Raw genomic sequence first — 15,591 nt, forward strand, 5'->3', positions numbered from 1 at the left:
TCGATCGTCGCGCGCTCGCCGTCACAGCGGATTTCGGTCAGTTCCGCCCAGCCCTCGGCGGCCGTTGCCAGCGCTTCGGTGCTGCCGGGTGCAAAGCTGGGGGGCACCAGTGAGATGAACATCCGGTCAATTGCGGCCGGATGGACCGGATCGGCCTCCGCCGGCAGCAGAAAGCCGCCCGCAAGCTGGGAAAACGGCAGTTCGATGCGCGCATCGGTCGGCGTGCCCGAACGGGCGTAGTTCCACAGCCGCACATACCAGGTTCGCGGTGCCCCGCCCGCATCGCGCCCCTCGATGGTCAGCGTCGGCCCGTTCACCGCGTCGAGCGCGATGATCCCGCCCGATTGCCACCGGAAGGTCAGCGTGGTGCGCGAATAGTCGCGGTCGGTGCGATAGGCGAGCAGCGGGTGGTCGAAGCGGTCCTCGCTTTCCCAGATCAGCCCGGCCAGGTCGCCCCGGGTCAGGAACCGCGCGTCCACGCGCAGGCCGTCGGGGGCGGTGGTCGTGGCCGAAGCCATCATCGGGCGCGGGAAGTTGACCGTCCAGAACCGCGGGTCGAACCGCTGGATCCAGTCACGGTCCTGCCCCTTGCGGGCGGATGCCAGCCAGAATGCCATGACGATTTTCCTCTCAGGCGTCGCGCAGGGCGCGGCGGACGGCGCTGGCGACTTGCCGGCTGGATCGTTCGAGCGCCTGGGCGCCGCCGGTGCCCGCCGGCGCGGTCACGTTGATCGATACGCGCACGTCGCGCGGTGCATTTCCGGTCACGCCCGGCTCGACCCGCCCGGCCGAGGTGGGCACGAACATTTCCGGCCCGTTCTCGCCCACGATATAGCCGCGCCCGGGCGAAACCGGCCCGCCGGTCGCGCGGCCGGGCAGGCCCAGCACGGCGCCCAGCAGTCCGCCGGTGCCCAGCAGCCCGCCCAGGCCCGCGCCCGAACCCGAGGACGCGCCAAGCCCGCCCTTCAGTGCCTGCATGGCGATCGCATCCAGCACGCCCAGGGCCGTGCGGCGCAGGTCCTCGAATCCCAGGCTGCCGCGCCGGATCGCGCCCAGCAGACCGCGTTCCAGCACGTCGCCGGCCTTGGCGAAGCCATCGGTCAGGGTGCCGTCGAAGGTGCCGCGCATCGCCGCAAGGTCCTGGGCGAACCCCTGGGTATTGGCGCGAACATCGACCATCAGGGTGTCGACCGCATCAGTCATTGTCGTGCTCCATCATGCGCGCAAGGTCGCTGCGCCCCAGCGGCGCCGCGCCGGGGCCGGAAACCGGCAGCAGGATCGCGGCGAGTTCGGCGGGCGTGGCATTCCAGAATTCATCCGGACGCCAGCCCAGGAAGCGGCCGGCAAGCCCGGCCAACTGGCCCGCTGTCGCCGCGAAGGTCTCGCTCACGCGGCCCCCTTGAGAATCTGCTCCAGCAGGCAGCGCAGCGGGCGGGTGCAGGCGGCAAGGCCCAGCGCGGCGATCGCGTCGCCCACGGCCTCGCGGCCGATCTGGTCGCGGTCGGCCAGGCAGTGCCAGAACAGCGCGGCCATTTCGGACAGGCGCAGTTCGCCCGCCCCGGCCCGCTCGACCAGGGCGAACAGCGGCCCCAGTTCCTCCTCCGCGCCCACCAGGGCCGAGAAGGTCGGGCGCAGCAGCCGGGGAACCCCGCCGATGTCCAGCGTGGCCTCGCCCCGGATCGGATTGGCCGCAGGGCTCACGCGGTCACCACCTGGCCCGAGCTTTCCAGCGCCAGGGTGTAATTGCGCTCGCCGTTGAAATCGCCGGCATAATCCAGGCGCGTGATGAGGAACTTGCCCCGCATCTTCGCCCCGTCCTCGAAGCTCAGCTCATAGTCGGCCAGGGAGCCGGCCAGGGCGCAGTCGCGGATCTGGTTCTCCGCCGCGCTGCCCAGGAAGATCCCGGCGGCGCTGACCGAAACGTGACGCACGCCGGCGCCCGAAAGCAGGTCGCGCCAGCCCCCGCTGTCCTTGCTGGTCACGACCACCGTATCGCCGGTGATCGACATCTGCGTGGTCCGCAGGCCGGCCACGGTGCGGTAGGTCGGCGTGGCGGCGCCATCGGAAATCTTGAGCAGGAAAGCGGCACCTTTCTGGGCGGCCATGGCGGTTCTCCGTGATGTGAAAAGGGGAGGCGCGGGTCTGCGCGCGATCAGTCCGCCAGCAGGCGGAAGTTGTATTCGGTCATGATCGAGCGGACGTTGCCGGGGCTCTGGCGGCTTCGCGCGCGCAGGAACCGCGCCACCACGATCCGGTAGCCGTCCTGCTGCGCCGGCAGGGCTTCGATCCGGCTCTCGAGCGCGGCCACCAGCGTGGCGGCGCTGTCGGGCCGGTCGCCCCGGCAATGCAGCTCAAGGGCGATCCGCACCTCGCGGCCCGCCCGGTCCTTGGCGCTCCAGTCGATGCTGGCGCTGGTGGCCAAGGCGAGCCACGGAAGCGCGGCCTTCGCCGGGGCTTCCTCGGTGATCGCGTTCAAGGCGCCGGCCAGTCCGGCATCGCCGGCCAGCCATTCGATCAGCGCCGCGCGCAGGGCGATTTCCATCACTTGGCTCCCTTGGTGAACAGCGGCCACAACAGGTCGGCGCGGCGCCAGGCGAGGCCCGGCTGGCGGCGGTCGAGCGATCGGGTCCGGGCGCGGGCGGCACCCAGCCGCCCGGCCTGGCGGACCAGCCGCACGATCAGCGCCGCAAGGTCGGCCGAGGCGGACAGCCCGCTCACAGCAGGCGCAGCCCGCGCCACGGGCGCCACAGGGCGGCCACCGCGGCCGGCGGAACCGATCCAGCCTCGCCGGCCTCGCGCTGGCGGTAGTGGTGGGCGGCCAGCCGCACGATCCCGTGGCGCAGCCCGTCGGGAAGGGCGCCCCAGGCGGGAGCAAGCCCGGCGGTGAAGGCCACTGCCACGCGCTCGGCCAGGCCCGGGTCAAGCACGCGTACCCAGCCGCTGCCGTCGGCGCGGAACTCGATGGCATAGGCAGAAGGCGCCAGGGTGGTCCGGGCGCCGGCATGGTCGATGCCGGCCACGCCGGTGATGGCGATCACCGGCCGCGCCTGGATCGCCTGCCAGTCGGCACAGACGCAGAGCACTTCCTCGCAGTCCGCGGTCAGCGGCATCGTGCCGGTAAAGGCCTCGCAGGTTTCCAGCGCGCCGCGCAACAGCGCGGTGAGCGAAGCGTCCTCGCTTGAGGTCGTGATGCCGAGCCAGTCCTTCAGCTCGGCCAGCGCCACAGGCGCGAGGGTCGCTGCCGCGACGATTGCCCGCTTCATGGCGGTCTCCTGGTTGTGGTCGGGAAAGGAAGGTGCGTCCGCGCCGCCGGGGGAAGCGGGCGGCGCGGACGCGGGGGTGGCGGCGGGCCGAGAGGGGCAAGCCCGCCGCCGGTCAGTCAGCTCAGGTCGAAACCTTGAGCAGCTTGATCGCCTCGCTGTCGAGCACCTGGCCGCCCACGCGCTTGGTCGCGTAGAAGTTGACGTAGGGCTTGTTGGTGTAGGGATCGCGCAGGATCTGGGTCGCGCTCCGCTCGGCGATGAGATAGCCGTTGCGGAAGTTGCCGAAGGCGATCGGGAAGGCGCCGGCCGCAACGTCCGGCATATCGTCGGCCTCGATCACCGGGTAGCCCAGCAGGCGGGCCGGCGCGCCTTCCATCAGGCCCGGCTGCCACAGGAAGCTGCCGTCAGCCGCCTTGAACTTGCGGACCATGGCCAGGGTGGCCGTGTTCATGATGAACACCGCGCCCTGGCGGTGGCCCGATTTGAGCGAGTGAACCAGGTCGATCAGCTTCAGCTCGGGCGCCGTGTCGAAGCCGGTGGCATTGCCGGTGGCGAGAAACTGGAGTGTGCCGAACGAACGGGTCGCGTCGGTGGCATTGCTGGTCGCGGCCTGCAGGAAGCCCTTGGGCTGGTTGGTGCCGGAGCCGTTGACGAAGGCCGCGCCCTCGGCGCGGGCGAACTCGCCGCCGATCTCGCTGGCCAGCCAGGCTTCCACGTTGAAGGCCGCGTCATCGAGCATGGCCTGGGTGGCCGAGGGATTGGCGTAAAGCTCGCCGAACGGCGGGGCGATCTCGGCGAACTTGGGGCTGGTCGTCTCCGGACGGGCCGCCGTTTCGCTGACCCAGCCCGAAGCCGCGCCCGAGGTCATCACCAGCTTGCGATAGCCGGCGGTGCCAACCTGCACCACCTGGGCCACCTGGCGCAGCGGACTCAGCTTCTTGAGCACGCCGGCGATCTTCTCGTCGATGGCGCGCGGCACGGCATAGCCGCCATCGGCCAGGACCGCACCCGAAAGCGATTTCAGCTCGGCCTCGCGGCCCTGGCGCAGGTAGCCGTCGACGAAGCTCTTGACCTCGACCCCGCCGGCGCCCTCGCCGCCCAGCGCCGGACGGCCGGTGCGGGCCACGCGGTCCAGCCGCGACTTCACTTCTTCCACATCGGAGCGCAGCGCGCCAAGCGCCGTCTCAGCCGCTTCCTGGCGGGCGAGCAGGTCGAACGAGGCGTCGAGCTGTTCGACAGGCGTTTCATATTCCATGGGGCATTTCACCTTTGTTGCTGCGGCCACCCCCGGGGCGGCCTGTCGGGAATCGGGAATTCGAAAAATCGGGAAAATTCGAAGAAATTCGCTGGTCACTCGACCAGGTGAACCCGCGCCGCGTCCTGCATCGGGTGCGTCACCAGGCTGACCTCGAAGAGATCGATGTCGGTCAGCTCGCGGCCCGCGCCGTCGCGGCGAAACCCGCGCGCGGTGTAGCCAAACGAAAGGCCGGTCACCGCGCCGCGCTTCAGCGCGCCTGCGGCCCCGCCGGCCGGGTTGTCGATCGCGGCGATCACGCGCAGCCCGCGCTGGTCCTCGGCGGCGGCTTCCACCCAGCCGATCCGCTGGTCGGGCCGGTGCTGCCAGTAGAGCGGCAGGCGCTCCTTGCGCTGGGCAAGGGTGCGGGCAAAGGCGCCGGCACGGATCACGTCGCGGCCGCTGTCGCGCCTGTCGAACAGGGCGGCATAGCCGGCAAACCGCAGCGGGGTGGACTGGTCGGAAACGGGCGCGCCGCTCACCGCAGCAGCCCGGCCTGGCCCAGCCGCACGGCGAGGCCGATCAGGAGCAGGGCGCTCGCCCCGCTCACCACCCAGCCCACCAAGGTGCGCCAGGCGCCGCGCTTGGCGTCGCGCCAGGCGGCCAGCAACTCGCGCAGTTGCGAGAGATCCTCGTGGGCGTGCTCGTCATCAAGCCCCATGCGCTGGAGCACCCGCTCCGCGCCCAGCTCACTGGCCTCCTCGATGATCGCGCGCAGGGTGACGAGATCGCCGCCTGCCCCCGCCGCCTGGGCCATCAGGCCAGCCAGCATATCCTGTCTGTTCATTATTTGTTCTCCGCACCATTCCGCGCCGGCACCCCATCGCTCATCGGCTGGAGGCCAAGCATGGTCCGTTTCTCGTCGGCGGTCAGGAAGTCGGCCGCGCTCACTTGGCTCCACAGCATCTGCCGGTCCTCGGCGAGCGCCGGCACCCGGTCGAGGTCCACCGCCAGCGGCGGCGCGGCGTCGAACCAGGTCACCAGCCCTTCGCCCAGCGCGGCCAGGATCTTGCCGGCCAGCGGCAGCAGGGTCAGCCGCCACAGCGCCCGGTTGGCCTCGCGGTAGTTCGCATGGGTCGAATCGCCCGGCAGGCCGAGCAGCATCGGCGGCACCCCGAAGGCCAGCGCGATGTCGCGCGCGGCGGCCGATTTCAGCGTGGCAAAGTCCATGTCCGCCGGTGAAAGGCTCAGCGATTGCCACTTCAGCCCGCCCTCCAGCAGCATCGGCCGCCCGGCATTGCCTTCGCCCGAAAAGGCCTGGGTCAGTTCCAGCTTGAGCCGGTCGAACTGTTCAGAGGTCAGCCCGCCCGCATCGCCGCTGTCATAGACCAGCGCGCCCGAAGGCCGTGCCGCGTTCTCCAGCAGCGCCCGGTTCCAGTTCGCCGCGGCATTGTGGATCGCCACGGCCTGGTCGGCGGCGGCCAGGCAGCCCGCGCCATAGTGATCGTCGGCCGGATGGAACGAGCGGATGTGAACGAGATTGGGCGAGGCATCGCCGTCCAGCAGCGGAATGGTCAGCACCTGCTCGCCCACCCGGTAGGCAAAGGCCTCGGGCCAGCCATCGGCGCCGATCACCGCGCTCACCCGCTCGGGGCGCAGGGCAAACAGCTCCACCGGTCGCCCGGCGCCGTCCTTGAGCACCTGCACATAGGCATTGCCGTGCAACAGCAACTGGCTCGTCAGGGTTTCCAGCAGCGGCTGGCCGGCGCTGGTCGCGCGCACCAGCCTCTCCAGCACCGGATCGGTCGGCAGCAGCGGCACCCCGCCGATCCCCTCGGCCACCAGGCGCACGGCGCGCTGGGCCACGGGATTGTCGAGATAGGCCCGGCGCACCGCGCCCTGGTATTCGAACGGCGCCCGCGACCCGCCGCACTCGGCGAAGATCCAGGGCGAAGTATAGGTGCGCGCCAGCGGCACGCGCGGCGCACCGCTCTTGAAGGCGGCCGCCAGGCTCTGGAAGATCGACATCTCGGTTCCTTTTCAATTTCCGTAAAGCCACACCCGCGGTGCGGCGGCGCGGCCAAGGCACAGCTCGGTCAGCGCCCAGACCAGCGCATCGGCGCGGTCGGGCGAACGGCCGGGGCCTTCGTAGCCGCCGCCCGGCATCAGCCCGCACAATTCGTCCTCCAGCCGGGCGAACAGCCCGGCATGGCGCACCCGCCCGGTCTCGTAGAGCGCGGCCACCGGCTCGGCCCGGGCGCTCTTGCCCCGGCTGGCGTGAACCAGCTTGAGCGGCAGGGCCAGGTCGGCGGCGCGCAGCACGCTTTCCACCATGGCCCCGCCCTGGTTGGCCTCGGCCACCACGCGGTCGGCGTTCCAGGCCGCGGCCGCCTCGGCCACGGCCCTGGCCCAGCGTTCGGGCCGGGCCTTTTCCACCGAGGCATCGGCCAGCACGCGGGCAAGGCCATCCTCGCCCAGCGCGCAGACCACGATCCCGCAGGCATCGCCATGCGCCGAAGCGGGCGGGTCCACCCCGATCACGGTCCGCACTGGCGGCGAGGGGGGGGACGGGGCGCGGCACTCTTCCAGGAGGGCGCGGGTCCACAGCGCGCCGTCCCGGTCGAGCAGCAGCTCCCCGTCCAGCTCCTGCCGGCCCAGCAGGCTTTGCCCGAAGGTGCTACGCATCGCGTTCACGAAACGGGCCGGCAGGTTGGCTTCGTTGTCAAAGGTGCTGCCCCGGGTCACCGCCAGGGCACCGTCGTCGTTCTCTGCGAGGATGCGCCGCAGCACGGCCGCATCGCGCGGGGTGGTCGTCGCCACCGCGCGCGGGTCCTCGCCCAGCCGCAGGCCCATCAGCAGGTTGTCCCAGGCCGAAGTCGCGCGGCCGGAAGAATGGTCCCACTTGGCAATCTCGTCGCACCAGGCATGGCTGTGCTGCGGGCCGCGCAGCGATTCCGGCTCGGCGGCCGAATAGAGCAGGGCCTGGGCGCCCGAAGGCCAGGTCAGCCGCCGCAGCGAAGCCTCGAAGATCGGGCGTTGGCCCGGCGCGCCGATATGGCGCAGGCCGCTCTCGCCCTCGACCATGATCGCCCGCGCCTCGGCCAGGCTCGCGGCCACCAGGGCGATCCGGGCCTCGCCATCGCGCTCGGCGATGGCGCGCACCCATTCCGCCCCGGCGCGGGTCTTGCCAAAGCCCCGCCCGGCCAGGATCAGCCAGGTCCGCCAGTCGCCCGGCGGCGGCAATTGTTCGGGCCGCGCCCAGATCGGCCAGTGCCAGCGCCAGGCCTTGCGCTCGGCCCTGGTCATGTGCCGGACGAATTCGTCGATCTGCTCGGGGCGGGCCGCCTTGAGCAGGCCCAGCAGCCCGGCATCGGTCCGGGGTGCCGGCGCGGGATCGCTCGGCGCGGCGCGGCTGGTCCGGCCCGGGGGCCGCGCCTCAGCCATGCTCCGGCCCGGCAAGCTGGGCGGCCCGGTTGGCGATCACGTCCTCGCGCAGCCGTGCCAGCTTGGCGTCCAGCGAGGCGCGGATTTCCTCGGCGGTCACGTTGTCCTGCACCGCCTGGTATTTTGCGCGGGTATCCTTGTGCGCCAGCAGCAGCCGCAGCGCGGTCGCATTGTCGTATTTCACCGCCGGCACGTCGCGAGCCTCGCCCTTGCGGAGGCGGAACAGCAGTTCCAGTTCAAGGTGGTCATAGCCCTCGCACAGCGCCACCAGCCAGGCCTCGGCGAAGGCGCGGTCCTGCCGCTTGGTCCGATAGACGCACGACAGGCTGATTTCGGCGCACTGCGCCGCCGCGGTCACGTTCGAGGTCTCGGCCAGGCAGGCCAGGAATTTCTCGCGCCAGTTCTTGGGCGCACCAAAGCGCCGCCGGCGCTCGGGCGCGCCGCCAGGTTCATGGGTCATGTGCTGTGTCTTCCGAAAAAGTGGCGCACCGCCGCCCCGGCGATGGAGGGTGCCGGGCGACTCGGTCTATCGCGATGTTCCCTGTATGTACCGAAATAGCGTGACGATGTCAAGCACATTTAACCGTTATGGTTCGCATGGCCTGCTTGCCGTCGCTCGGCGCCGCCCCTAAGAAGCGCGCGACCACGGGAAGGGACCGCCATGATCCGCCGCCTCTATGATTGGACCATGGCCAAGGCCGCCCACCGCCATGCCGAATGGTGGCTGGCGCTGTTCGCCTTCGTGGAGGCCAGTTTCTTCCCGATCCCGCCCCATCCGCTGCTCGGCCTGATGTGCCTGGCGGAACCCAGGAAGGCCGTGCGGTTTGCCGCCGTGGCCACGCTGGCCTCGGTGGCGGGCGGGATGCTCGGCTATGGGATCGGCCATTTCCTCTACGATACCATCGGCGCGCAACTGCTCCACGCGCTCGGCCTGGAGAAGTCCTTCCCGGTCGCGGCCTGTTACTTGCGCGAAGTCGGCTTCTGGCTGTTCGTGGCCAAGGGCGCCACGCCGATCCCGTTCAAGCTCCTGACGATCACCGCCGGCTTCATCGCCATGCCGGTCGCCACGTTCCTGATCGCCAGCCTTGTCAGCCGGGCGATCAGCTTCATGATCGTGGGCGTGCTGTTCCGCCTGTTCGGCGCCCCGATCAAGGCCTTCATCGACAAGTACCTCGGCACGGTCGTGGCGGCCTTCATCATTCTCGTCGTCGCCGGCTTCGCCGCCGTCACCCTGATCGAGGGGGGCGACAAGGCGGCGGCCTCGAAGTGCGAAGCGGCCACCTTGCCCTGAGAGCCGCAAGGCTGGCCGGAGCTCAGATGATCCCGGCGACCTTTCCGGCCCGCGCGAAGCGCTCGATGATGGTCTGCACCTGGTCGGCCGAATGCTCGGCGCACAGCGAGCAGCGCAGCAGGGTCATGCCTGCGGGCGTCGCCGGGGGCCGCGCCAGGTTCACGTAGAGGCCTTCCTTCAGCAGCGCCTCCCACATCCCAGCGCCGCGCTCCAGATCAGGCATGATCACCGAAATGATCGCGCTCTGCGGCGCGTCGGTCCCAAGCTGGAAGCCAAGATCCTTCAGACCCTTGTGCAGCGTCCGGCTGTTTTCCCACAGGTGCGCGCGCTTGTCGGCGCCGTGCATCAGCTTGCGGATCGATGTCGCCGCGGTCGCCACCACGCTGGGCGGCAGGCTGGCGGTGAACACATAGGGCCGGCAGACCAGCCGCAGCACCTCGAACTTGGGGTGGTTGGAAACGCAGAAGCCGCCCACCGTGCCGACCGACTTGGAAAAGGTGCCGATCACGAAGTCCACCTGGTCGAGTACGCCCTGGTCCTCGGCCACGCCGCGGCCATTGGGGCCGATGAAGCCCATCGAATGGGCCTCGTCGACCAGGACCATGGCCCCGTTCGCCTTGGCGACCGCGATCATCTCCCTGAGCGGGGCAATATCGCCCATCATCGAATAGACGCCTTCCAGCACCACCAGCTTGCCGGCGCCTTCGGGAATGCGCTTCAGGCGCTTTTCCATCGCCTCGATGTCGTTGTGGCGGAACGGCACCACTTCGGCATCGCCCATCTTGCAGCCATCCCAGATCGAGGCATGGCTGTCGATGTCGAGCACGATGTAGTCGCCCTTGCCGGCCATCGTGGAGATGATCCCCAGGTTCGCCTGGTAGCCGGTGGAGAACACCATGGCATGGTCCATGCCATAGAAGTCCTTCAGCGCGTCTTCCACTTCCCGGTGCCCGGCATAGGTGCCGTTGAGCACGCGGCTGCCGGTCGTGCCGGCACCGAATTCGTCGAGCGCCCGCTTGCCCGCCGCGATCACGTCGGGGTCGAAGGTCATGCCCATGTAGTTGTAGGTGCCCAGCAGGATCGTCTCGCGCCCGTTGCACAGGGCGACCGTGGGCGAGAGCACCTTCTCCATGACGAGGCCGAACGGATCGGTCAGGCCGGTGGCGAGCAGGTCCTCGCGCTGCTGGATCAGGGGGTCGAACTTGCTGAACAGGTCCTGCATTGCCACTTCAACCCTTGAGCTTGACCACGGCATCGACAAGCTGGCCCCAGTTTTCGATCTCGGCCTGCTGGTTCATGCTGATGATGATGTCGAATTCGTCCTCGATCGCCGCGACGAAATCCATCACGGTCAGGCTGTCGAATTCCAGGTCACCGGCAAAGGTGGTGGCATCGCTGATCGCCACGCCCTTCTTGTTGAAGGGCGCAATCAGCGCGGCGATCCGGTCGGCAGTGGCGGCGCGGTCCATGTCAGGCTCCGTTCGATCTGGTCCGGCACGTGGCCGGGTAAGGGCGCGCCAAAGCGGCGCGGCGCGGGGAAGTCAAGCGATCGCCTTTTCGATGAGGGCGCGAACGCCCGCCAGGAACGGCCCGATCGAGACCGGCTTGGCGAGATAACCCTCGGCCCCGGCATCGCGAATCCGCTCCTCGTCGCCGCGCCCGGCATAGGCGGTCACCGCCAGCACCGGGATCGCGCGCAGCAGCGGATCGGCCTTGGCCTGCTCGATCAGTTCCAGCCCGGAAATGTCGGCGAGCTGGATGTCCATGATGATCAGGTTGGGTACGAAGTCGCGCGCGCGCTCCAGCGCCACCTTGCCGTCGGCCACCGGCTCCACGGCGAAGCCCTGGCTCTTCAGCACATCGCAGAAGAGCTTCCGGTTGAGATCGTTGTCCTCGACAACGAGGATTCTCTTTGCCACTTGCTGTCTGCCGCCCGCCTGGGTTGGATGGCCGATCTCTATGCCCTCGGAAAGACCCTGACAATTCTTCGCGAACCGTCATCCCCGATTGATCCGCAGGCCCTGGCGCTGGGCGCGCTCGGCTGGCTGCTGCAGAGCGAGAGCCGGGCCGAACGCCTGCTGTCGCTCACCGGCCTCACCCCCGAAGCCCTGCGCGCGGGCATCGGGGACCGCGCCGTGCTGTGCGCGGTGCTCGATTTCCTTGCTGCCCACGAACCGGATCTCGTCGGCGCCGCCGAGGCGCTCGGCGTGGCTCCCGAAGCCCTGGTCCGCGCCGCTGGAGAATTGCAGGCATGAGCCGCCCCCTCGTCATCTCCGATTGCGACGAAGTGCTGCTGCACATGATCGCGCCCTATGGCGCCTGGCTGGGCGAGACCCAGGGCATCACCTTCCGCATGGATACGCACAATTTCGTCGATGCCATGCGCTGGGTCGATACCGGCGAGCCGGTCGAACCGACCGAGATCTGGCGCCTGCTCAACCAGTTCTTCGAAACCGAGATGCACCGCCAATACCCCATCGCCGGCGCGGTGGAAGCCATGCAGGCGCTCTCGCGGGTGGCTGATGTGGTGATCCTCACCAATGTCGGCGATAGCCACCAGGCCCGCCGCACCGCGCAGCTTGCCGGCCATGGGCTCAACGTGAAGGTCTATACCAACCTCGGCCCCAAAGGCCCGGCGCTCCAGCGCATTGTCGAGGAATACCGGCCTACCCGTGCGGCTTTCATCGATGATATTGCACATCACCACAATTCGGTGGCCGAAGTGGCACCCGAGGTCATCCGCCTGCATTTCTGCGGCGAACCCGAACTGGCCCCGATGATCACTTGTGCCCACGCCGCCGGCCATGCACACGCCCGGATCGATGATTGGGCCAGCGCGCTGCCGTGGCTGCTCGCCCGGCTGGAGGGAGAAAGCGAATGACCGAGGCTGAAATCGAGGCGCGCCTTGCCGATCTGGGGCTGGTCCTGCCCGAACCGGCTGCCCCGGTCGCCGCCTATGTCCCGGTGGTCGTCGCCGGGGGGCTTGCCCATGTCTCGGGGCAATTGCCGTTCATCGATGGCCGGCTGGTGACCGGGCGGCTGGGCGAATCGGTTTCGCTGGAGGAAGGCGCCGCCGCGGCCCGGGCCTGCGGCCTGATGATCCTTGCCCAGCTCAAGGCCGCGCTCGGCTCGCTCGCCCGGGTTGAGCGGGTGGTCAAGCTTGGCGCCTTCGTCAGCGCCACTGGCGATTTCACCGATCAGCCCAAGGTCGCCAACGGCGCATCGGAACTGATGGCCGCCGTGTTCGGCGATGCCGGCCGGCACGCGCGCAGCGCGGTCGGGGTTCCGGTCCTGCCGCTGGGCGCCGCGGTGGAGGTGGATGCGATTGTCGCTGTTGGCGCCGCTTGATCGCTGGCTCGCGCCGGCGCCGCCGACCCACCGGGTGGCGTGGCTGCGCGCTGCCTGCCTCGCCCATCGCGGCTTGCACGGCCTCGGCGTCCCGGAAAATTCGCTGGGCGCGGCTTCGGCCGCCATGGCCCGCGGCCTTGGCATCGAATGCGACGTGCAGCGCTCCAGTGATGGCCTGGCCATGGTCTTCCACGATTGGGAGCTTGATCGGCTGACCGCCGAACACGGGGCCGTGGCGGCGCGCAGCGCGGCCCAGCTGGGCGCCATCCCGCTTGCCGGCAGCACCGATACGATCCCCACCTTGCGGCAACTGCTCGATCTCGTGGCGGGCCGGGTGCCGCTCGTCATCGAGCTGAAAAGCCGCAAGGACAGCCACTTCGGCGCCCTGTGCCTGGCCGTGCGCCGGGTGCTCGAAGGCTATCGCGGCCCCCACGCGATCATGAGCTTCGATCCGCGCATCGCCCACTGGTTCGCGGTCAACTCCCCGCAGACCGTACGGGGGCTGGTGGTCACCGAGGAAGACGACAAGGCCTTGCCCGGCCGCCTGCGCCGCCATTTCGCCCTGTGGCACGCCCGTCCCGATTTTCTTGCCTACGATATCCGCGACCTGCCGGGCCGCTTCCCCGCCGCCCAGCGCCGGCGCGGGCTGCCGCTGGTCACCTGGACCATCCGAACCCCCGAACTCCTCGCCCGCGCCCGCGAATATGCCGACGTGCCCACGGTGGAGGGAGCCGGCGTCCCGTGACCATGGGCGCCCTGACGGTCCAGGTCGGGCGCAGCGTCGGCCAGTTTCCCGCCGCCCGGTGGGATGCGCTGGCCGGTGGCAATCCCTTCGTCAGCCATGCCTTCCTCACGGCGCTGGAAGATTCGGGCAGCGTCGGCGGTGCCAGCGGCTGGGATCCGGCCCCGATCGTCGTGGCCGGGGCCGATGGCGTGCTGGCCGGTGCCATCCCCGCCTATCTCAAGTCCCACAGCCAGGGCGAATATGTGTTCGATCATGCCTGGGCCGATGCCTGGCACCGGGCGGGCGGGCGCTATTATCCCAAGCTCCAGATTGCCGTCCCGTTCACCCCTGCCACCGGCCCGCGCCTGCTCCTGCGCGACCCCGCCCTCGCGCCCATGCTGCTGGCGGGCGCCGAAGCGCTCTGCCGCCAGAACGGCCTGTCATCGGCCCATGCCACCTTCATCGCGCCCGATCAGCTTCCCCTGTTCGAGGCCGCCGGCTGGCTGGTGCGCGACGATATCCAGTTCCACTGGGAAAACCGGGGCTACGCCAGCTTCGATGCCTTTCTCGCCTCGCTGTCATCGGCCAGGCGCAAGACCCTGCGAAAGGAGCGCGCGGCGGCGCAATCCGGCGTGGAAATCCGCAGTCTTCGCGGGGCCGAGATCGGGGATGAACACTGGGACGCCTTCTGGCGGTTCTACCAGGATACCGGCGCCCGCAAGTGGGGCCGCCCCTACCTGACCCGCGCCGCCTTCACCCTGCTGGGCGAACGGATGGGCGATTCGATCCTGCTGTTCCTGGCCTATGCCGATGGGCGGCCGGTGGCCGGCGCGCTCAACTTCATCGGCCCTGATGCGCTCTACGGGCGCTACTGGGGGGCGCTGGTCGACAAGCCGTTCCTGCACTTCGAGCTGTGCTATTATCAGGCAATCGATGCCGCCATCGCGCTGGGGCTGGGGCGGGTGGAGGCCGGGGCGCAAGGCTCGCACAAGCTGGCCCGCGGCTACGAGCCGGTGCGGACGCATTCGGCCCATTTCATCGTTCACAAGGGGCTGCGCGCGGCCGTGGCCGATTTTCTCGAGCGCGAACGCGCCGGCGTCGCTGCCGAACAGCTCTACCTCGGCGAGCACACGCCCTTCCGCAAGGAACCGGGCACCTGAGCGGTGCCGGAGCTGTTTACGCGGCCTTGCGGATCCCGGTGCGGAGCCACTCGCGCGCGCGGCGCTGGGCTTCGGCGATTTCGCGCGCGGTCATCTCGTCGGCCACGTCGGCGCGGCACTGCGCGGCGTCCTCGTAGCCGCTCACCGCGGCCAGGTTGAACCACTTGTGCGCCTCAATCAGATCGATCGGCGCGCCGTGGCTGCCGGTCGAATAGGCCACCCCGAGATCGAAGTAGGCGCTGAGGTCGCCTGCTGCGGCCGCGGCCAGGCAGCTTGCGACCAGAAGGTCCGCGGCATTTTCCCCGACCGGCTGGCACGAGACCGGCTTGATCCAGCTTGCGTCCATGATCCTGACACCCCCGTTAGCGGGCCAGCCCTGTTTGCCGGCCCGGACGAGGCGAAGCTGGACGAAACGTGGTCAACAAATGGTTAACGCTGCCGGTTTCCGCAAATTGGTCCAAATCAAGCGGCCCGGGAGCGATGTTCACTTGGCGGCAAGGCGCCCTGCATCATTGCGCTTGTCTGCGGGATTGCCCGCAAGTATAGGCCCGCTCAACCCGGCGGGGGGCTGTCGCGGCATAGGCGCCGCTCCTGCCCCCGGCTGATGATGCCTCGGAGGCGCAAGAGAATTGCATGCCCGTTTCGCTGGCTGATGATATCGACATTCTGGTGAAGGCCAAGCGTTCCATCGCGGGGGATTATCTCCCCGGCGAGGATGAGCCCTACATGGGCGAGGCCCAGCTCAATTACTTCCGCCGCCTGCTCCAGGCGTGGAAGAAGGCCATTCACGATTCCTCCGCCGATACCCTCCAGCACTTGCAGGACGGCCCGATTCGCGAGCCCGATCTCAACGATCGCGCCTCCAGCGAAACGGACTGGGGGATCGAGCTGCGGACCCGGGATCGCCAGCGCAAGCTGATCGCCAAGATCGATTCGGCCCTGCGCCGGATCGAGGAAGGCGAATACGGCTACTGCGAGGTGACCGGCGAGCCGATCGGCCTCGGCCGCCTGATCGCCCGCCCCATCGCCACGATGACCGTGGAAGCCCAGGAAGCCCACGAACGCCGCGAAAAGGTCTCGCGCGACGATTGAGGCGGGCTGGTCCGTAACGGATGAACCGTTTACGG

Annotated in this window: 25 protein-coding genes; 7 read left to right on the forward strand and 18 right to left on the reverse strand. The window is 69.4% G+C overall.

The window, feature by feature from the left end; all coding sequences use genetic code 11:
* The 14 genes from ACFOD9_RS13270 to ACFOD9_RS13335 form a co-directional block, all read right to left on the reverse strand.
* The coding region (locus ACFOD9_RS13270; RefSeq protein WP_449290025.1) for a non-contractile tail sheath protein at positions 1 to 617 on the reverse strand (617 nt) is incomplete at its 3' end.
* A 13-nt stretch (positions 618 to 630) separates the two neighbouring features.
* Positions 631 to 1,203 carry a tail tape measure protein gene (locus ACFOD9_RS13275; protein WP_379510605.1) on the reverse strand — a complete coding sequence of 191 codons (573 nt, stop codon included), beginning with the start codon at positions 1,201 to 1,203 and terminating at the stop codon, positions 631 to 633.
* Complete coding sequence (locus ACFOD9_RS13280) at positions 1,196 to 1,390, reverse strand: phage tail assembly chaperone (RefSeq protein ID WP_379510606.1); 195 nt, start codon at positions 1,388 to 1,390, stop codon at positions 1,196 to 1,198. The genes ACFOD9_RS13275 and ACFOD9_RS13280 overlap by 8 nt, the downstream gene beginning before the upstream one ends.
* The gene (locus ACFOD9_RS13285; protein WP_379510607.1) at positions 1,387 to 1,701 is read right to left on the reverse strand and encodes a gene transfer agent family protein; all 315 of its coding nucleotides are present in this window, start codon (positions 1,699 to 1,701) and stop codon (positions 1,387 to 1,389) included. Before ACFOD9_RS13285 ends, ACFOD9_RS13280 begins: the two co-directional genes overlap by 4 nt.
* Positions 1,698 to 2,105, reverse strand: coding sequence for a phage major tail protein, TP901-1 family (locus ACFOD9_RS13290; protein ID WP_379510608.1), 408 nt, complete (start codon positions 2,103 to 2,105; stop codon positions 1,698 to 1,700). The genes ACFOD9_RS13285 and ACFOD9_RS13290 overlap by 4 nt, the downstream gene beginning before the upstream one ends.
* Before the next feature lie 47 nt (positions 2,106 to 2,152).
* Entirely contained in the window at positions 2,153 to 2,542 is a 390-nt protein-coding gene (locus ACFOD9_RS13295; protein ID WP_379510609.1) for a DUF3168 domain-containing protein, read from the reverse strand.
* Positions 2,542 to 2,718 carry a hypothetical protein gene (locus ACFOD9_RS13300; protein WP_379510610.1) on the reverse strand — a complete coding sequence of 59 codons (177 nt, stop codon included), beginning with the start codon at positions 2,716 to 2,718 and terminating at the stop codon, positions 2,542 to 2,544. Before ACFOD9_RS13300 ends, ACFOD9_RS13295 begins: the two co-directional genes overlap by 1 nt.
* Positions 2,715 to 3,263: a head-tail connector protein gene (locus ACFOD9_RS13305; RefSeq protein ID WP_379510611.1), complete on the reverse strand. Its 549-nt coding sequence runs from the start codon at positions 3,261 to 3,263 to the stop codon at positions 2,715 to 2,717. Before ACFOD9_RS13305 ends, ACFOD9_RS13300 begins: the two co-directional genes overlap by 4 nt.
* A 121-nt stretch (positions 3,264 to 3,384) precedes the next feature.
* Positions 3,385 to 4,518, reverse strand: coding sequence for a phage major capsid protein (locus tag ACFOD9_RS13310; RefSeq protein ID WP_379510612.1), 1,134 nt, complete (start codon positions 4,516 to 4,518; stop codon positions 3,385 to 3,387).
* 95 nt (positions 4,519 to 4,613) lie between these two features.
* A complete protein-coding gene (locus tag ACFOD9_RS13315; protein WP_379510613.1) occupies positions 4,614 to 5,039 on the reverse strand; it encodes an HK97 family phage prohead protease in 426 nt (141 codons plus the stop codon).
* Positions 5,036 to 5,344, reverse strand: a complete 309-nt coding sequence (locus ACFOD9_RS13320) for a DUF6127 family protein (RefSeq protein WP_379510614.1) — start codon at positions 5,342 to 5,344, stop codon at positions 5,036 to 5,038. The genes ACFOD9_RS13315 and ACFOD9_RS13320 overlap by 4 nt, the downstream gene beginning before the upstream one ends.
* Positions 5,344 to 6,525 (reverse strand): phage portal protein, encoded by a 1,182-nt coding sequence (locus tag ACFOD9_RS13325; RefSeq protein WP_379510615.1) that lies wholly within the window; start codon positions 6,523 to 6,525, stop codon positions 5,344 to 5,346. The genes ACFOD9_RS13320 and ACFOD9_RS13325 overlap by 1 nt, the downstream gene beginning before the upstream one ends.
* 12 nt (positions 6,526 to 6,537) lie before the next feature.
* Complete coding sequence (locus tag ACFOD9_RS13330) at positions 6,538 to 7,941, reverse strand: DNA-packaging protein (RefSeq protein WP_379510616.1); 1,404 nt, start codon at positions 7,939 to 7,941, stop codon at positions 6,538 to 6,540.
* Positions 7,934 to 8,401 carry a hypothetical protein gene (locus ACFOD9_RS13335; protein ID WP_379510617.1) on the reverse strand — a complete coding sequence of 156 codons (468 nt, stop codon included), beginning with the start codon at positions 8,399 to 8,401 and terminating at the stop codon, positions 7,934 to 7,936. Before ACFOD9_RS13335 ends, ACFOD9_RS13330 begins: the two co-directional genes overlap by 8 nt.
* 201 nt (positions 8,402 to 8,602) lie before the next feature.
* On the opposite strand from ACFOD9_RS13335, the gene ACFOD9_RS13340 reads away from it, so the two are divergent.
* Positions 8,603 to 9,232: a YqaA family protein gene (locus ACFOD9_RS13340; protein WP_379510618.1), complete on the forward strand. Its 630-nt coding sequence runs from the start codon at positions 8,603 to 8,605 to the stop codon at positions 9,230 to 9,232.
* A gap of 22 nt (positions 9,233 to 9,254) precedes the next feature.
* On the opposite strand, the gene spt is transcribed toward ACFOD9_RS13340, so the two are convergent.
* The 3 genes from spt to ACFOD9_RS13355 form a co-directional block, all read right to left on the reverse strand.
* Complete coding sequence (gene spt, locus ACFOD9_RS13345; protein WP_379510619.1) at positions 9,255 to 10,454, reverse strand: serine palmitoyltransferase; 1,200 nt, start codon at positions 10,452 to 10,454, stop codon at positions 9,255 to 9,257.
* Positions 10,455 to 10,461: 7 nt separating this feature from the next.
* Positions 10,462 to 10,701 (reverse strand): acyl carrier protein, encoded by a 240-nt coding sequence (locus tag ACFOD9_RS13350; RefSeq protein WP_379510620.1) that lies wholly within the window; start codon positions 10,699 to 10,701, stop codon positions 10,462 to 10,464.
* Between the two features lie 72 nt (positions 10,702 to 10,773).
* The gene (locus ACFOD9_RS13355) at positions 10,774 to 11,151 is read right to left on the reverse strand and encodes a response regulator (RefSeq protein WP_379510621.1); all 378 of its coding nucleotides are present in this window, start codon (positions 11,149 to 11,151) and stop codon (positions 10,774 to 10,776) included.
* Between ACFOD9_RS13355 and ACFOD9_RS13360 the strand changes: the two genes are divergently transcribed.
* The 5 genes from ACFOD9_RS13360 to ACFOD9_RS13380 are packed head-to-tail and all read left to right on the forward strand — an operon-like array spanning position 11,152 to position 14,464.
* Positions 11,152 to 11,487 carry a DUF3572 family protein gene (locus ACFOD9_RS13360; protein ID WP_379510622.1) on the forward strand — a complete coding sequence of 112 codons (336 nt, stop codon included), beginning with the start codon at positions 11,152 to 11,154 and terminating at the stop codon, positions 11,485 to 11,487. It abuts the gene before it with no gap.
* A complete protein-coding gene (locus ACFOD9_RS13365; RefSeq protein WP_379510623.1) occupies positions 11,484 to 12,113 on the forward strand; it encodes an HAD family hydrolase in 630 nt (209 codons plus the stop codon). Before ACFOD9_RS13360 ends, ACFOD9_RS13365 begins: the two co-directional genes overlap by 4 nt.
* The gene (locus tag ACFOD9_RS13370; RefSeq protein WP_379510624.1) at positions 12,110 to 12,580 is read left to right on the forward strand and encodes a RidA family protein; all 471 of its coding nucleotides are present in this window, start codon (positions 12,110 to 12,112) and stop codon (positions 12,578 to 12,580) included. The genes ACFOD9_RS13365 and ACFOD9_RS13370 overlap by 4 nt, the downstream gene beginning before the upstream one ends.
* On the forward strand, positions 12,552 to 13,325 hold the full coding sequence (locus tag ACFOD9_RS13375; RefSeq protein ID WP_379510625.1) for a glycerophosphodiester phosphodiesterase family protein: 774 nt from the start codon (positions 12,552 to 12,554) through the stop codon (positions 13,323 to 13,325). The genes ACFOD9_RS13370 and ACFOD9_RS13375 overlap by 29 nt, the downstream gene beginning before the upstream one ends.
* Before the next feature lie 2 nt (positions 13,326 to 13,327).
* Entirely contained in the window at positions 13,328 to 14,464 is a 1,137-nt protein-coding gene (locus ACFOD9_RS13380; RefSeq protein ID WP_379510674.1) for a GNAT family N-acetyltransferase, read from the forward strand.
* A gap of 16 nt (positions 14,465 to 14,480) precedes the next feature.
* Here the strand turns inward: ACFOD9_RS13380 and ACFOD9_RS13385 are convergent, their stop codons facing one another.
* On the reverse strand, positions 14,481 to 14,810 hold the full coding sequence (locus tag ACFOD9_RS13385) for a hypothetical protein (protein WP_379510626.1): 330 nt from the start codon (positions 14,808 to 14,810) through the stop codon (positions 14,481 to 14,483).
* A 287-nt stretch (positions 14,811 to 15,097) separates the two neighbouring features.
* On the opposite strand from ACFOD9_RS13385, the gene dksA reads away from it, so the two are divergent.
* The gene (dksA, locus tag ACFOD9_RS13390; RefSeq protein WP_379510627.1) at positions 15,098 to 15,556 is read left to right on the forward strand and encodes an RNA polymerase-binding protein DksA; all 459 of its coding nucleotides are present in this window, start codon (positions 15,098 to 15,100) and stop codon (positions 15,554 to 15,556) included.
* Positions 15,557 to 15,591 lie beyond the last annotated feature (35 nt).

Origin of the sequence: Novosphingobium bradum, from assembly GCF_042646485.1 — a bacterium.
GTDB lineage: Bacteria > Pseudomonadota > Alphaproteobacteria > Sphingomonadales > Sphingomonadaceae > Novosphingobium > Novosphingobium bradum.

What these genes read in the sequence shown, in the direction of transcription:
- ACFOD9_RS13275 (WP_379510605.1), bottom strand. Translation starts at nt 1,203, where the DNA reads ATGACTGATGCGGTCGACACCCTGATGGTCGATGTTCGCGCCAATACC.
- ACFOD9_RS13370 (WP_379510624.1), top strand. Translation starts at nt 12,110, where the DNA reads ATGACCGAGGCTGAAATCGAGGCGCGCCTTGCCGATCTGGGGCTGGTC.
- dksA (WP_379510627.1), top strand. Translation starts at nt 15,098, where the DNA reads ATGCCCGTTTCGCTGGCTGATGATATCGACATTCTGGTGAAGGCCAAG.
- ACFOD9_RS13320 (WP_379510614.1), bottom strand. Translation starts at nt 5,344, where the DNA reads ATGAACAGACAGGATATGCTGGCTGGCCTGATGGCCCAGGCGGCGGGG.
- ACFOD9_RS13375 (WP_379510625.1), top strand. Translation starts at nt 12,552, where the DNA reads ATGCGATTGTCGCTGTTGGCGCCGCTTGATCGCTGGCTCGCGCCGGCG.
- ACFOD9_RS13340 (WP_379510618.1), top strand. Translation starts at nt 8,603, where the DNA reads ATGATCCGCCGCCTCTATGATTGGACCATGGCCAAGGCCGCCCACCGC.
- ACFOD9_RS13350 (WP_379510620.1), bottom strand. Translation starts at nt 10,701, where the DNA reads ATGGACCGCGCCGCCACTGCCGACCGGATCGCCGCGCTGATTGCGCCC.
- ACFOD9_RS13290 (WP_379510608.1), bottom strand. Translation starts at nt 2,105, where the DNA reads ATGGCCGCCCAGAAAGGTGCCGCTTTCCTGCTCAAGATTTCCGATGGC.
- ACFOD9_RS13365 (WP_379510623.1), top strand. Translation starts at nt 11,484, where the DNA reads ATGAGCCGCCCCCTCGTCATCTCCGATTGCGACGAAGTGCTGCTGCAC.
- ACFOD9_RS13330 (WP_379510616.1), bottom strand. Translation starts at nt 7,941, where the DNA reads ATGGCTGAGGCGCGGCCCCCGGGCCGGACCAGCCGCGCCGCGCCGAGC.
- ACFOD9_RS13335 (WP_379510617.1), bottom strand. Translation starts at nt 8,401, where the DNA reads ATGACCCATGAACCTGGCGGCGCGCCCGAGCGCCGGCGGCGCTTTGGT.
- ACFOD9_RS13310 (WP_379510612.1), bottom strand. Translation starts at nt 4,518, where the DNA reads ATGGAATATGAAACGCCTGTCGAACAGCTCGACGCCTCGTTCGACCTG.
- ACFOD9_RS13385 (WP_379510626.1), bottom strand. Translation starts at nt 14,810, where the DNA reads ATGGACGCAAGCTGGATCAAGCCGGTCTCGTGCCAGCCGGTCGGGGAA.
- ACFOD9_RS13305 (WP_379510611.1), bottom strand. Translation starts at nt 3,263, where the DNA reads ATGAAGCGGGCAATCGTCGCGGCAGCGACCCTCGCGCCTGTGGCGCTG.
- spt (WP_379510619.1), bottom strand. Translation starts at nt 10,454, where the DNA reads ATGCAGGACCTGTTCAGCAAGTTCGACCCCCTGATCCAGCAGCGCGAG.
- ACFOD9_RS13380 (WP_379510674.1), top strand. Translation starts at nt 13,328, where the DNA reads ATGGGCGCCCTGACGGTCCAGGTCGGGCGCAGCGTCGGCCAGTTTCCC.
- ACFOD9_RS13325 (WP_379510615.1), bottom strand. Translation starts at nt 6,525, where the DNA reads ATGTCGATCTTCCAGAGCCTGGCGGCCGCCTTCAAGAGCGGTGCGCCG.
- ACFOD9_RS13295 (WP_379510609.1), bottom strand. Translation starts at nt 2,542, where the DNA reads ATGGAAATCGCCCTGCGCGCGGCGCTGATCGAATGGCTGGCCGGCGAT.